The organism is Erwinia sp. BNK-24-b (genome assembly GCF_047456155.1).
In the GTDB taxonomy this organism is placed as follows: Bacteria; Pseudomonadota; Gammaproteobacteria; order Enterobacterales; family Enterobacteriaceae; genus Erwinia; species Erwinia phyllosphaerae.
Map to the genome: position 1 here is coordinate 1,120,627 of NZ_CP179901.1, position 13,044 is coordinate 1,133,670.

General features: G+C 55.6%; 11 protein-coding genes. 4 read left to right on the forward strand and 7 right to left on the reverse strand.

Going from position 1 to position 13,044, the window contains the following annotated elements:
* Nucleotides 1–14 precede the first annotated feature (14 nt).
* The 4 genes from ACMGGR_RS05235 to ACMGGR_RS05250 are packed head-to-tail and all read right to left on the reverse strand — an operon-like array spanning nt 15 to nt 4,287.
* Nucleotides 15–1,607 carry a rhodanese homology domain-containing protein gene (locus ACMGGR_RS05235; RefSeq protein WP_414148322.1) on the reverse strand — a complete coding sequence of 531 codons (1,593 nt, stop codon included), beginning with the start codon at nt 1,605–1,607 and terminating at the stop codon, nt 15–17.
* Nucleotides 1,600–2,193, reverse strand: coding sequence for a cysteine dioxygenase (locus ACMGGR_RS05240; protein WP_414148323.1), 594 nt, complete (start codon nt 2,191–2,193; stop codon nt 1,600–1,602). The genes ACMGGR_RS05235 and ACMGGR_RS05240 overlap by 8 nt, the downstream gene beginning before the upstream one ends.
* Nucleotides 2,186–3,205 (reverse strand): ABC transporter substrate-binding protein, encoded by a 1,020-nt coding sequence (locus ACMGGR_RS05245; RefSeq protein ID WP_414148324.1) that lies wholly within the window; start codon nt 3,203–3,205, stop codon nt 2,186–2,188. Before ACMGGR_RS05245 ends, ACMGGR_RS05240 begins: the two co-directional genes overlap by 8 nt.
* Complete coding sequence (locus tag ACMGGR_RS05250) at nt 3,205–4,287, reverse strand: LLM class flavin-dependent oxidoreductase (protein ID WP_246762133.1); 1,083 nt, start codon at nt 4,285–4,287, stop codon at nt 3,205–3,207. Before ACMGGR_RS05250 ends, ACMGGR_RS05245 begins: the two co-directional genes overlap by 1 nt.
* Nucleotides 4,288–4,501: 214 nt before the next feature.
* On the opposite strand from ACMGGR_RS05250, the gene ACMGGR_RS05255 reads away from it, so the two are divergent.
* On the forward strand, nt 4,502–5,413 hold the full coding sequence (locus tag ACMGGR_RS05255; protein WP_414148325.1) for an aliphatic sulfonate ABC transporter substrate-binding protein: 912 nt from the start codon (nt 4,502–4,504) through the stop codon (nt 5,411–5,413).
* A gap of 1 nt (nt 5,414) precedes the next feature.
* Nucleotides 5,415–6,722, forward strand: coding sequence for an LLM class flavin-dependent oxidoreductase (locus ACMGGR_RS05260; protein ID WP_414148326.1), 1,308 nt, complete (start codon nt 5,415–5,417; stop codon nt 6,720–6,722).
* Between the two features lie 82 nt (nt 6,723–6,804).
* Here ACMGGR_RS05260 and ACMGGR_RS05265 read toward each other — a convergent pair whose 3' ends face one another.
* Complete coding sequence (locus ACMGGR_RS05265; protein WP_246762127.1) at nt 6,805–7,995, reverse strand: NupC/NupG family nucleoside CNT transporter; 1,191 nt, start codon at nt 7,993–7,995, stop codon at nt 6,805–6,807.
* 363 nt (nt 7,996–8,358) lie between these two features.
* Between ACMGGR_RS05265 and ACMGGR_RS05270 the strand changes: the two genes are divergently transcribed.
* The gene (locus ACMGGR_RS05270; protein WP_414148911.1) at nt 8,359–9,597 is read left to right on the forward strand and encodes an Nramp family divalent metal transporter; all 1,239 of its coding nucleotides are present in this window, start codon (nt 8,359–8,361) and stop codon (nt 9,595–9,597) included.
* A gap of 46 nt (nt 9,598–9,643) precedes the next feature.
* Here ACMGGR_RS05270 and ACMGGR_RS05275 read toward each other — a convergent pair whose 3' ends face one another.
* Together ACMGGR_RS05275 and mgrA are read right to left on the reverse strand one after the other, a co-directional pair.
* The gene (locus ACMGGR_RS05275; RefSeq protein ID WP_414148327.1) at nt 9,644–9,985 is read right to left on the reverse strand and encodes a DUF2502 domain-containing protein; all 342 of its coding nucleotides are present in this window, start codon (nt 9,983–9,985) and stop codon (nt 9,644–9,646) included.
* A gap of 154 nt (nt 9,986–10,139) precedes the next feature.
* A complete protein-coding gene (gene mgrA / locus ACMGGR_RS05280; RefSeq protein ID WP_414148328.1) occupies nt 10,140–11,129 on the reverse strand; it encodes an L-glyceraldehyde 3-phosphate reductase in 990 nt (329 codons plus the stop codon).
* A gap of 202 nt (nt 11,130–11,331) precedes the next feature.
* On the opposite strand from mgrA, the gene ACMGGR_RS05285 reads away from it, so the two are divergent.
* Nucleotides 11,332–12,984 carry an alpha-keto acid decarboxylase family protein gene (locus ACMGGR_RS05285; protein ID WP_414148329.1) on the forward strand — a complete coding sequence of 551 codons (1,653 nt, stop codon included), beginning with the start codon at nt 11,332–11,334 and terminating at the stop codon, nt 12,982–12,984.
* Nucleotides 12,985–13,044 lie beyond the last annotated feature (60 nt).

A 13,044-nucleotide genomic window follows, 5' to 3' on the forward strand; every position in this document is an offset into this window, starting at 1 on the left:
ACGGCCCGATAAAGTTAAGGCGCAATCACGTTAAAGCCGTGGGTGCCGTCGCGATCCAGCTGGGCGACAAGGCCATACTCCCAGTCCAGATAAGCCTGCATCGCTTCTGCCGAATTATCGGTGCCTTCATAGGGACGTCGGTAGCGGTCGTCTCTTTGCTGCAGTAACCGTGTTTCACCCTGTTCAACCGGCAGGCCGAGCGCTTTCCAGGCCGTATTGCCGCCTTTTAAAACGAACACCGGTTTTCCGGTCAGCGCGGAAAGCTCCTCAACGGCGTAGCTGGCCAGCAGGCTGCTGCCGCAGGTCACCACATAGCGTTGCGCTTCCGGCAGCGCCGTTTTACCTGTTAAGGTGAGCAGGGCGATCTGAAGCCATGCCGCGCCGGGAATGTGAGCCGCCACGTAGTTCGCGCTGGTAGTAAAATCCAGCACCTGCGTATCGCCAGCCTTCAGCCACTCCGCCAGCTGCGCGGGCGTGACTTCCTGTTGAGCAGGCAACGGCGGTACAACGCGTGCCCAGTCGCCGCTGGCGGTAAAATCGTCTGCGCTGGCGTCCAATACCGCTACGTCCCAGCCCATCTGCGCCAGCCACGAGGCGCTCATATCGGCACGCACTTTTTTATCGTCAATCAGCACTATTTTCGCGCCGCGCACGCTTGCGTAGTGATCGGTCTCCTGAACCAGTTGCCCACCGGGAACGTGACGGGAGCCGGGCAAGTGGCCCTGAGCGTATTCTTCCGCATCGCGGACATCAAAAAGATAAACCGTGCGCGGTTGCTGTTGCAGCGCGTGCAGTTCAGCAAGGGTAATCTGCTTGACGCCAGCGCGGTCGGCAACCTCTCTGGCGCTGCGGGCGGCCTGCACCAGCGCGGTTTCGCTGACTTCCTTGTAACGGCGGCTTTGCTGATGTTCCAGATCAAGGCCTGCCAGCGTCCAGCCGATAGTACCGTTTCTGAGCGCATAAACCGGATTGTGGATGCCCGCATTAACCAGCGACTGCGTGCCGATAATGCTGCGAGTACGTCCGGCGCAGTTCACAATGATTTTGGTTTCGGGAGAAGGCGCAAGATCCCTGACGCGCAGCACCAGTTCGGCTCCGGGAACGCTGATACTGCCCGGAATGCTCATGGTCTGGTATTCATCAAAGCGGCGACTGTCCAGCACCACAACCGGCTCGCCGCTTTGCAGCAGCGCGTTGGCTTCCTGCGCGGGCAGCGATGGCGTATGCGCACGTGCTTCTACCAGCTCACCAAAGGCTTTACTCGGCGAATTCACATCGATAAAGATTTCGCCGCCCGCTTCACGCCAGCCTGCCAAACCACCGGCCAGCAGTGCGACATTGCTATAGCCAATGGCCTGCAGACGAGCCGCCGCAACCTGCGCCAGCCCTTCGCCGTTGTCATAAACCGTTACCGGCGTAGCCAGGCGCGGAATGCGGTTCAATACTTCGAATTCCAGCTTCGACAGCGGAATATTGACGGCAAACAGCGGATGGCCTTCAGCGTAGTAAGCCTCTTCACGCACATCCACCAGCGCAATTTCCTGACGCTGTAACAGGGCATAGCGAATATCGCTATAGTGACGCAAAGAAAATGAGTGTTCAGCCATGTGAGAGATCCCAGATATTTGGTAAGTAAGCGTTGTTATAGCCGGAGATAAAGGGTTTTTCGCTACCATCTTCTGCAAATACGGCGCGCTTTACCGCCCCAATATTGCCGCCGTAAACGTGAATACTGACAGAGGTCCGATCGGCGAAAGCATTGCTGACGCGATGAATATCACCGACGTCAGGCGAGACGGCTTCCACATCGCCGGGGTTGAGCGTGACGGGCTCGCCTGCGGCATAAAGTCGCCCTTGCGTATCACGCTCATAATTCTGTGAAACTTCCGCGCCGCGCAGCATGCCAATCAGGCCCCAGACGCGATGATCGTGGATCGGCGTAGACTGTCCTGCTCCCCAGACAAAGCTTACCACCGAAAAGCGCTGGAGCGCGTCGGCGTGCAGTAAATATTGCTGATAGCGCTGCGGGCTGGGCTGGGTAAAAGGCTCTGGAAGCCAGTCATCATGGCGAATAAGCTGCTTAAGAAGCAGGCTACCCTGCTGCAGGAGATCGCGCTCCGCTGGTTTTGTTTCCAGCAGCTCTGCCAGACTACCCACAAAGTCACGCAGGCGATGATGTTGCGGTTCACTCATGGGGGCTCTCCTGACCAGATAACGGTTGTTGCTTACCCGTTGTGGCTAAAGTTTGACCTGTGGCAACCTGATTAGCCTGCTGCGACAAACGATAATCAAACGCCTGATGTACGTTTACCGCTTTGGGCAACACTTTGTACCTGTAGAAAAAATCAGCGGACTGCTGGAGCGTTGTCGCCAGCACGGGCGTAAAGTTTACCGGACGAATTTCTGCGCTGGCGATCCAGCGCTGCGTAATGCTTTGCGGCATGCCCAGCGACTTGCTGAGCGCGCTGGCAAACTCTGCCGGATGTTGTGCCGCCCACACCTGTGCCTTAGCCAGCCGCGCCTGTAAATCGGCAATAGCCTGACGTTTGGCCGGATCCTTTAATGCTTCTTCACGCGCCAGCGCATAGGAGTAGCCAGACAAAATGCCTTTCCCGCCGCCTTGCGGCACCAGGATATCTTTATCGACGATGACGGCCGAAGAAACATAAGGCTCCCAGGTAGCCCAGGCATCAACCGCATGGCTGGCCAGCGCCGCACGACCGTCGACCGGACCAAGAAAACGCAGCGTGACGTCGGAAGGTTTTAATCCGGCGCGCTCAAGCAGGCCGAGCACCAGATAATGCCCCCAGCCGCCGCGATTAACGGCAATCTGCTTACCCTTTAAATCCTTCAGGCTATGGATACCGCTGTCCGGGCGCGTCAGCAGCGCAATACTGTCAGGATTATTTTGCCACGCACCGATGGCCTTCACCGGCGCACCTGCCGCATAGACAAATAAAAACGGCAGGTCGCCGGTAAAACCGACGTCCAGCGCGCCAGCGTTTAGTGCTTCCTGCACCGGTGCGCCGGAATCAAAAGAGGTAAGTTTCAAATCATAGGGCAAGTTTTTCAGCTCGCCGGACTCGCGTAAAGAGATAAAACGATCCCCTTTAACATCGCCCAGCCGCAGCGTGACTTTTTCCGCCGCCGAGGTGGCACCCGCTATTACCGAAAGCAGCACGGCAGCGATCAAACGCAAACGCATCAGGCACTCCTTGCGATACGGCGGGCCGCAACTTTTTCGCGCGTTAGCGGAATAAGCTCTTTGCCATATTCCAGCGCGTCGTTCAGCGGATCGAAACCGCGGATCAGCACGCTTTCAATGCCCAGATTGTAATAGTCCAGCAGCGCATCAGAGACCTGATCCGGCGTGCCGACCAGCGAGGTAGAGTTATAGCCGCCGCCAACCAGTTTGGCGATGCCGGTCCAGAGGTTCTTATCCAGCCTGTCGCCTTCATTAGCGGCGGCGAACAGCCGTTCTGCCCCCACGCTCTGCGGTTTTGGCAGGCCAAAGTCGTGGCCGTTGGCCAACAGTTTCTGGCGCGCCGTTTCACGAATATATTCCGCTTTTTCCCATGCCTCTTTTTCAGTGGCGGCGATAATCGGGCGGAAGGAGATATTAAAACCAATCTGGCGGCCATGGCGCGCGGCGGCGGCACGCACGGTACGCACCGTTTCGGCGGCACCGGCCAGCGGTTCTCCCCATAGGGCAAAAACGTCGGCATGTTTAGCCGCCACGGCGATGGCTTCCGGTGATGAACCGCCAAAATAAATTGGCAGCTGAGCCTGTAGCGGTTTAACCGCAGAAAAAGCCTGCTCGGCCTGGTAAAGATTGCCCTGATGATCGAAAGGCTGGTCGGACGTCAGGCTGGTTCTTAATACTTCCAGAAATTCATCGGTACGCGCATAGCGTTCCTCTTTATTCAGAAAATCGCCATCGCGACGCTGCTCGGCATCATTGCCGCCGCTGATGATATGTACCGCCAGTCGACCATCGGTTAGCTGATCCAGCGTTGCCAGCTTGCGAGCGGCCAGCGTCGGTGAAACAAATCCCGGACGGTGCGCCAGCAAAAACTTTACCTTAGAGGTATGCGCGGCCGCGTGTGCGGTAACCAGAAAACCATCGGGCTGATCCGACCAATAGCCAACCAGAATGCGGTCGAAGCCGGCATCTTCATGCGCGCGGGCAAAGTCAGCAATATACTGCTTGTTAAAAAGGGGACCGCTGGGCGCAATGATCTCTGAGGCCAGACGATGACCAATCATGCCAAGAAACTGAATGCTCATGGGGAGTTCTCCGAAGTGAGGGCTGCCAAACCGGCGTGCTGAAGAAAACCCTACGTTCAGAGACGTTAGCTGTGAAATTCATAAATCTGCTGAGCAAAGCTGAAAATCAGCTATGGCGGGAATAGTCTTTTTCTGCATAAACATTGTACAAAATGGACATTTGGATCGGAAAAAAGCAATGCTAGTCTCATTTTTTATCATTCGGGACTCTGTGATGCTGCGCCTTACTTCTCTTACCTTATTAAGCTTGCTCTCTTTTTCGGTCTTTGCGGCTAACACGCTGTCCGTTGGCGACCAGCGCGGGAACGCCAGGGCAATTCTGCAAGCCGCTGGTGAACTGAATAATTTACCTTATACGCTGGACTGGCATGAGTTCGCCAATGCCGCACCGCTGCTGGAAGCGATGCGCGCCGGATCGATTGACGCTGGATCGGTAGGTGATGCGCCGCTAACCTTTGCGGTGGCCGCCGGACTGGATGCCAAAGGCATTCTGGCCACAAAGTATGCCGGTAACGCCATTATCGTTAAAAAAGGCAGCCCGATTCATTCTGTTCGCGACCTGGCTGGAAAACGTATCGCCACGGTGAAAGGCTCCTCCGGCCATAACCTGGCGTTACAGGCTTTATTGAAGGCGGGCGTTGCTGTCGATAAGGTCAATTTTGTTTTTACCACGCCTGCTGAGGCGACGTTGGTACTCGATCAGGGCGGCGTAGATGCGGTTTCCACCTGGGAACCCTACGTTTCGTTCGCTACCCATCAGTCCGGGGCGGAGATTATTGCCGATGGCAAAGACTATCCGGCGCTGAACTATTTGATAGCCAGCAATCAGGCTATCGCAGCGAAAAGCGCCGAGCTGCGCGACTTTAGCCAGCGTTTGACGCGCGCCCGAGCATGGGGAGAACAGCACCCACAAGCTTATGCAACCATGATCGGTAAACTGCTGCGCATCCCGCAGGAGGTGGCGCTGTCGAAAGTGCAACGGGAGGTGAATACCGTGGTCAGCAATCAGCAGCAGGTCTTAGCCGTACAGCAAAACACTGCCGATCTGTATGTTAAAAACGGCCTGATCCCGCAGCCGCTCCGGGCCACGACGTTTATCGACCTTGGCCTGGCGCAGGAGAAGTAGTATGCATCTGGCGCTTTATCTTAGCGATACCGGGCTGCACGCGGGCGGATGGCGTCATCCCGCTGCGCAAAATCACGATCCTATGGCGCTTGATACCTGGCTCAGGCTGGTAAAAAAAGCGGAAGAGGCAAAGTTTGATTTTGCTTTCATCGCCGACAAGCTGTCTATCGATGATATTTACGGCAGCGATATCGCCACAACGGTACAGTACCGTCCCGGCTATGCGCGGCCGGAGCCGATGGCGCTGCTGACGGCGCTCAGCCTGTTTACCCACAGTATTGGCCTTGGCGGCACGCTTTCCACCACCTACGGCGAACCTTTTCATGCCGCACGTACCATCGCCACCCTGGATCATTTCAGCGCCGGACGCATGGCCTGGAATGCGGTGACGTCCACTAACGACGGCGAGGCAAAAAACTTCAGCCGCACCCGGCACCTGGCACACCAGGAGCGTTACAAGCGGGCTGGCGAATTTATCGATGCGGTTCACCAGCTGCTGGCCAGCTGGCAGCCGGATGCGCTGGTGGCCGACAAAGAGAGTGGCATCTATGCCCGGCCGGATAAGGTCAGCTATACCCGTTTTGCGGGTGAACATTTTCAAATTAAAGGCCCGCTGACGGTGGCCGCTTCGCCGCAGGGCAGGCCGGTACAAATTCTGGCTGGCGTATCCCAGGATTTCAAAGAGGTTGCCACGCGCGTGGCCGAAGTTATTTTTACCGTGCAGCCGGAACGGGAAAGGGCGCAGCAGTTTTACCAACAGTTCAAAACGGCGATGGCGGCGCAAGGCCGTTTGCCGCAGGCCTGTAAAATTCTGCCGGGCATCATGCCGATTGTCGGCGCTACGCAGCAGGAAGCGGAAGAGAAGCGCCGCCAGCTGGATGAGCTGGTCAATCCGCTGGCTGGGCTGAGCTTTATGTCTGCCAGCATGAATTACGATCTTTCCCAACACGATCCCGACGCGCTGTTTCCCGACATATTTGCTGCCATCAGCGGCAGTAAAGGTCGTTTTGAGTACGTGATTAACGAAGCCCGCAGGCAAGGGAAAACGCTGGCGGAGGTGGCAAAAAGCTATGCGGCCAGCGCTTCCTTTCCGGTGCTGGTGGGGACGCCGGAAAGCATCGCCAGCGAAATGATTGAGTGGGTGGAAAGCAAAGCCTGCGACGGCTTTGTGCTGATGCCGGCGGATATGCCCGCGTCGCTGCATGATTTTGCCGATTACGTGGTGCCGGAACTGCAAAAGCGCGGTGCGTTCAGAAAAGATTATCAGGGCAAGACGCTGCGCGACCATCTGCAGGTGCCGCTGGAGTAACGGGCGGTTAACTAAAGCGACCGCTGCAAAAAAGGCGAACCCGGAGGTTCGCCTTTCGCTGAACAGTAAACGAAAACAGCTATTAGCCGCCCAGCACTAAACCGGCAATAGAAGCGGACAGCACGCTGACCAGAGTAGAGCCGTAAAGCAGCTTGAGGCCAAAACGCGACACCACATTACCTTGCTCTTCGTTCAGGCCTTTAATGGCACCGGCCACAATACCGATTGAGGAGAAGTTAGCGAAGGAGACCAGGAAGACCGACAGAATACCTTCAGCGCGTGGCGACAGCGTGGCGGCAATTTTCTGCAGATCCATCATCGCCACAAACTCGTTAGACACCAGCTTAGTAGCCATGATGCTGCCAACCTGTAGCGCTTCAGCAGACGGTACGCCCATGACCCATGCAAACGGATAAAACACGTAGCCCAGCACGCCCTGGAAACTGATACCAAAAATGGTGTCAAACAGCGCATTAATGGCGGAGATTAGCGCGATAAAACCAATCAGCATTGCCGCCACGATCACGGCCACTTTGAAACCGGCAAGGATATATTCACCCAGCATTTCAAAGAAGCTCTGGCCCTGATGCAGATCGTTCAGCTTTAAATCTTCTTCGCTTTCGATGCGGTAAGGGTTGATCAGCGACAGGACAATAAAGGTGCTGAACATATTCAGGATCAGGGCCGCCACCACGTATTTAGGCTGCAACATGGTCATGTAGGCACCGACGATGGACATCGAAACGGTCGACATCGCCGTGGCCGCCATCGTGTACATGCGGCGCTGCGACATTTTGCCCAGGATATCTTTATAGGCGATAAAGTTTTCTGATTGTCCCAAAATCAGCGAGCTTACCGCGTTAAAAGATTCCAGTTTACCCATGCCGTTGACCTTAGAGAGCACTGTCCCGATCGCCCTAATGACAACGGGTAAAATACGGAAGTGCTGCAAAATACCGATCAGGGCAGAGATAAAGACAATAGGACAAAGCACGTTAAGCCAGAAGAACGCCAGGCCTTTGTCGTTCATATTGCCAAAGACGAAGCTGGTTCCCTGCGCGGCAAAGCCCAGCAGCTTGTCGAAAAAGCCGGCAAATCCCTTTACGAAGCCCAGACCCACTTCTGAATTCAGGAAGAACCAGGCCAGTAAAACTTCAATAACCAGAAGCTGTATAATAAAACGCACGCGGATGCTTTTACGATCGCTACTGACCAGTAAGGCCAGCAGCGTCACCACCACCAATGCCAGTGCAAAATGCAGAATGTGGGACATGGATGCTCCAAATTTGAAGGCTGTTATATTTCGCTGCACATTCTATGTAACAAGTTGCAGAAAAACGAGACTAAAGCCTCAATATAATAAATTCCTATCGTCTTAAATGGACAATTTGCTTTCCGATCACGTTCCTGTACTGTTTAAAAAAACACCCGTCAGCTTGTAGGGGAATCTTTTTTAACCTAAAGTACATTTATTGCTTACATTTTAGTCACGGAAAGCTTTGCCTGAAAGTATAGCAATGGCTATACTTTTTAGCGTAGGCTATCACAGCGATAAGTTTAACCAGATTAAATGATATTGAAAATCATTATCATTTGAATAACAATGCTCTTCTCAGGTGTATTAAGGGGTATGACTATGTTTGAAGGCCGCGCGGCGGAGCAAACGGTCCGAAGTTCCCGTAAAATTAAATTTGCGTTGATGGGGCCAGCCTTTATTGCAGCGATCGGCTATATCGATCCCGGCAACTTTGCGACCAATATTCAGGCGGGCGCTTCCTACGGCTACAAGCTGCTGTGGGTGGTGGTCTGGGCCAACATTATGGCGATGGTGATCCAGCTGATGTCAGCCAAGCTGGGCATTGCGACAGGCAAAAACCTGGCGGAGCATATTCGCGACCGCTTTCCTCGTCCTGCCGTCTGGTTTTACTGGGTACAGGCAGAAATCATTGCGATGGCAACCGATCTGGCGGAATTTATCGGCGCGGCCATCGGTTTTAAGCTTATTTTTGGCGTAAGTTTGCTACAGGGTGCGGTGCTGACCGGCGTCGTCACCTTTCTGATTTTAATGCTGCAAAGCCGGGGTCAGAAGCCGCTGGAGATGGTCATTGGTGGCCTGCTGCTGTTTGTGGCGGCGGCCTACGTGATCGAGCTGTTTTTCTCGCAGCCAAAGGTCATGGACTTATTGCAGGGCGTCGCGGTGCCTTCACTGCCCACTGCGGATGCGGTGCTGCTGGCCGCTGGCGTACTGGGCGCGACCATCATGCCGCACGTTATCTATCTGCACTCATCTTTGACGCAAAACCCTGACGGCGGTAGCCGCGCTGAACGCTATTCTTCCACCAAGCTGGACGTGGCGATTGCGATGACTATCGCGGGCTTTGTTAACCTGGCGATGATGGCGACGGCAGCGGCAGCTTTTCACTTTAGCGGCCATACCGGCATTGCCGAGCTGGACCAGGCTTATTTGACGCTCGATCCCTTGCTGGGTCGTGCGGCAGCGCTGGTCTTTGGACTGAGCCTGCTGGCCGCGGGGCTGTCTTCCACCGTGGTGGGGACAATGGCGGGTCAGGTAGTGATGCAGGGCTTTATCCATATCCGCATTCCACTGCTGGTTCGCCGCGTGGTAACCATGCTGCCTTCCTTTATCGTGATTCTGGCAGGCTGGGAACCAACAAAGATTCTGGTCATGAGCCAGGTATTGCTTAGCTTTGGTATCGCGCTGGCGCTGATCCCGCTGCTTTCCTTTACCGGCAATCGCGAAATGATGGGGGATATGGTGAATTCCCGCCTGATGCAGTGGATGGGGAAAGTCATCGTAGTCATTGTCGTCGCGCTAAATTTTTACCTGCTGATCGAAATGGCCAAAGGGCTCTAATCGCGGCACAAAAGAGAAGGGCGCTCAACGAGCGCCCTTTTTGTTTCTACCAGCGTGGCGGCGGTGGCGGACGGCGGTCATGCTCGTGACGCCATTCCCGATGACGTTCACGATCGTGCCGCCACTGCTGACGATGCCGCATTTCTTCATGGCGACGCCACTGTTCGTGACGCCACCAGCGACCTTCGTTGTAGCGATAGTTATTACGCCACCAGCGACCGTCGCGCCAGCGGCCGCCGTCCCAGTAGCGTCCATGACGATCGCGATCGCCTAAATGCAGCGAAACGCCAGGTGCCAGCATAATGCGGGCGCTGTCGGCATAGGCTGTGTGCATCGCCAACGGCGATAAACTTGCCAGCAAGGTGGCAACAAGCAGTAAACGTTTCATTTTCTCTCCTTATCGGCGGCAGAACTGCGCCGCCCTGGTGCCAGTATTATAAAGAGAACGTTACGATTTCGCCTGGGAAACTCTTAAAAGCGTCAGAAAAGTGTTAGCAGCTATGTCGGCCAGCAAAATCGCCGCATTGCGCGGCGGATAAGGGCTAGCCCAGAATCGCGTCAATACGCTCCAGCTCGGCCTGGCTAAAATCGCGCTGCGCCAGCATGCCGATAGCGTCATCAATCTGACTGGTTTTGCTGGCCCCAATCAACACTGACGTCACGCGACCGCCGCGCAACACCCATGCCAGCGCCATCTGCGAAAGCTTCTGTCCGCGCTGCTGCGCCAGTTCATTCAGCTGGCGAACCTTTTCCATTTTTTCTGGCGTGAGCTGATCGCTACTCAGAAATTTGCTGCCGCTGGCCGCGCGCGAATCTTCCGGCACGCCTTGCAAATAGCGATCGGTTAACACGCCGCCCGCCAGCGGGGAAAAAGCGATACAGCCAACGCCCTGCTGCTGCAAAACATCCAGCAGCCCACTTTCCGGCGCGCGTTCGAACAGGGAATATTTGGGCTGGTGGATCAGGCAGGGCGTTCCCAGCTGCTGCAGGATAGCGATAGCTTTTGCCGCCAGCTCGGCCGGGTAGTTGGAAAGCGCGATGTAGAGAGCCTTGCCCTGACGCACAAGATGATCCAGTGCGGTCATGGTCTCTTCCAGCGGCGTCTCCGGATCCGGACGGTGATGATAAAAAATATCGACATAGTCCAGCCCCATTCTTTTCAGGCTTTGGTTAAGGCTGGCGATCAGATACTTACGCGAGCCCCAGTCGCCATAAGGGCCATCCCACATGGTATAGCCCGCTTTAGAAGAGATGATCAGCTCGTCGCGCAGCGAGTGGAAATCCTGACGCAGGATACGGCCAAAGTTCTCTTCTGCCGAACCCGGCGGTGGCCCGTAGTTATTGGCAAGATCGAAATGCGTGATGCCCTGGTCAAAGGCGTGTCGTAACAGCGTGCGGCTGTTTTCCACCAGGGTGCTGTCGCCAAAGTTGTGCCACAGGCCGAGCGAAACGGCCGGCAGCTTTAGTCCGCTATGGCCGCAACGATGATAACTCATTGTCTGGTAACGTTTTGCGTCAGGCTGGTAAACCATGAAAACTCCCGGGTTCAGGGTTAAAAGCAAAATAAGCATAGTAGTGTATACGTTTACACCGAAACGGAGCGCGTGACAGATCGCAACTTAAGGAAAAGCACCGGGCGGCACGTTTCCTTGCCACTTTTTCTGGCGACACATTACCAATGGCGCTGAAAAAATCAGCAATACTCAAGGGAATGCCCACCTTAAGGGAACCGTTATGCAAAACATCACCGTTGGCGATTATCTGTTAACCCGGCTGCAGCAGGTCGGTATTGCTCATCTGTTTGGCGTGCCTGGCGACTACAACCTGCAATTTCTGGATCATGTTATTGCCAGTGAAGGCATACGATGGATGGGCAGCAGCAACGAGCTGAACGCGGCCTATGCTGCCGACGGCTACGCGCGCTGTCGCGGCGCGGCGGCGTTGCTGACCACTTTTGGCGTAGGTGAGTTAAGCGCGCTGAATGGCGTGGCCGGTAGCTATGCGGAATATCTGCCGGTTATCCATATTGTTGGCGCGCCATCCAGCGCGGCGCAGGCGGAAAAACTGCTGCTGCACCATACGCTGGGCGACGGCGATTTTACCCATTTTGTGCGCGTTGCGCGCGAAGTTACCGTAGCGCAGGCCATCCTGAGCAGAGAGAACGCCGCGGCAGAAATCGACAGGCTGCTGATTACCGCTCTGCGTGAACACCGTCCCGTTTACCTCTTTTTGCCGACTGACGTGGCAGAAGCAGAGATAGCGCCGCCTGAAGGTTCGCTTTCATACCGGCCGGAATCGCTGCAAAGCAGCCTGGACGCTTTTACCGCAGCGGCGGAGGCCTTGCTGGCGAAGGCGAAAAGCGTTTCGCTACTTGCTGATTTTCTGGCAGATCGTGCCGGATTGCGCGATGCGCTAAAACAGTGGGTCACGGACGTACCGCTGCCTTTTACCACCATGCTGATGGGTAAAAGCGTGTTGCCGGAACAGCAGAAAGGCTTTGTTGGCACCTATGCCGGAGCGGCCAGCGCGGGGGATACGCAACCGATAATTGAACAGTGCGATGTCATTATCACCGTTGGCGCAGTCTGGACGGATACCATCACAGCGGGCTTTACCCAGCAAATTGATTCCTTGCGTAATATTGATGTTGGTCTTTACGTTAGCCGCATAGGCAGCCAACAGTTTACGCAGCTGGCGATGAAGGATGCCGTCGCGGCACTGCATCGGTTAGCAAAACGCTACGGTCGCGACTGGCATAATGCTGGCGCGCAACCTCCGGCGCTTGTCGATTGTGCAGACGGCGCGCTGACGCAAAACGGCTTCTGGCACGCTATGCAGGATTTTTTGCGGCCTGGCGACATTGTACTGGCCGATCAGGGAACCACGGCGTTTGGCGCGGCGGCGCTACGCCTGCCCGATAACGTCACTTTCCTCTGCCAGCCGCTGTGGGGATCGATAGGCTTTACGCTGCCCGCCGCATGGGGCGCGCAGATTGCCTGCCCTGAGCGCCGCGTGATCCTGCTGAGCGGCGATGGGTCTGCGCAGCTGACGATTCAGGAGCTGGGCTCCATGCTGCGCGATGGCCTGAAGCCTGTCATCTTTGTGCTCAATAATGATGGTTATACTGTAGAGCGGGCCATCCACGGCGAGCGGCAGCGCTACAATGATATAGCTGCATGGAACTGGACGCAGCTACCGCAGGCGTTCAGCGCACAGTGTCAGGCGCAAAGCTGGCGAGTAACAGAGACTGCCCAATTGCAGGAAGTGATGAAAGTGATTGAACAGACCTCGCGTCTCTCGCTGGTGGAGGTTATGCTGCCGCAGCTTGACGTGCCGCCTCTGTTAAAAGCGGTGACGACGGCGCTTCACGAGCGCAACGCATCCTGAAATGTTGGCTTTACTAACAGATTCAGATTGATGCCCGTGGGAAACTGCCGCCAGTGCAGG

Excerpts from the sequence above, each read along its gene's own strand:
- mgrA (WP_414148328.1), bottom strand. The coding sequence starts at position 11,129 with ATGGTTTACCAGCCTGACGCAAAACGTTACCAGACAATGAGTTATCAT.
- ACMGGR_RS05270 (WP_414148911.1), top strand. The coding sequence starts at position 8,359 with ATGTTTGAAGGCCGCGCGGCGGAGCAAACGGTCCGAAGTTCCCGTAAA.
- ACMGGR_RS05240 (WP_414148323.1), bottom strand. The coding sequence starts at position 2,193 with ATGAGTGAACCGCAACATCATCGCCTGCGTGACTTTGTGGGTAGTCTG.
- ACMGGR_RS05250 (WP_246762133.1), bottom strand. The coding sequence starts at position 4,287 with ATGAGCATTCAGTTTCTTGGCATGATTGGTCATCGTCTGGCCTCAGAG.
- ACMGGR_RS05275 (WP_414148327.1), bottom strand. The coding sequence starts at position 9,985 with ATGAAACGTTTACTGCTTGTTGCCACCTTGCTGGCAAGTTTATCGCCG.
- ACMGGR_RS05255 (WP_414148325.1), top strand. The coding sequence starts at position 4,502 with ATGCTGCGCCTTACTTCTCTTACCTTATTAAGCTTGCTCTCTTTTTCG.
- ACMGGR_RS05285 (WP_414148329.1), top strand. The coding sequence starts at position 11,332 with ATGCAAAACATCACCGTTGGCGATTATCTGTTAACCCGGCTGCAGCAG.
- ACMGGR_RS05265 (WP_246762127.1), bottom strand. The coding sequence starts at position 7,995 with ATGTCCCACATTCTGCATTTTGCACTGGCATTGGTGGTGGTGACGCTG.
- ACMGGR_RS05235 (WP_414148322.1), bottom strand. The coding sequence starts at position 1,607 with ATGGCTGAACACTCATTTTCTTTGCGTCACTATAGCGATATTCGCTAT.
- ACMGGR_RS05260 (WP_414148326.1), top strand. The coding sequence starts at position 5,415 with ATGCATCTGGCGCTTTATCTTAGCGATACCGGGCTGCACGCGGGCGGA.
- ACMGGR_RS05245 (WP_414148324.1), bottom strand. The coding sequence starts at position 3,205 with ATGCGTTTGCGTTTGATCGCTGCCGTGCTGCTTTCGGTAATAGCGGGT.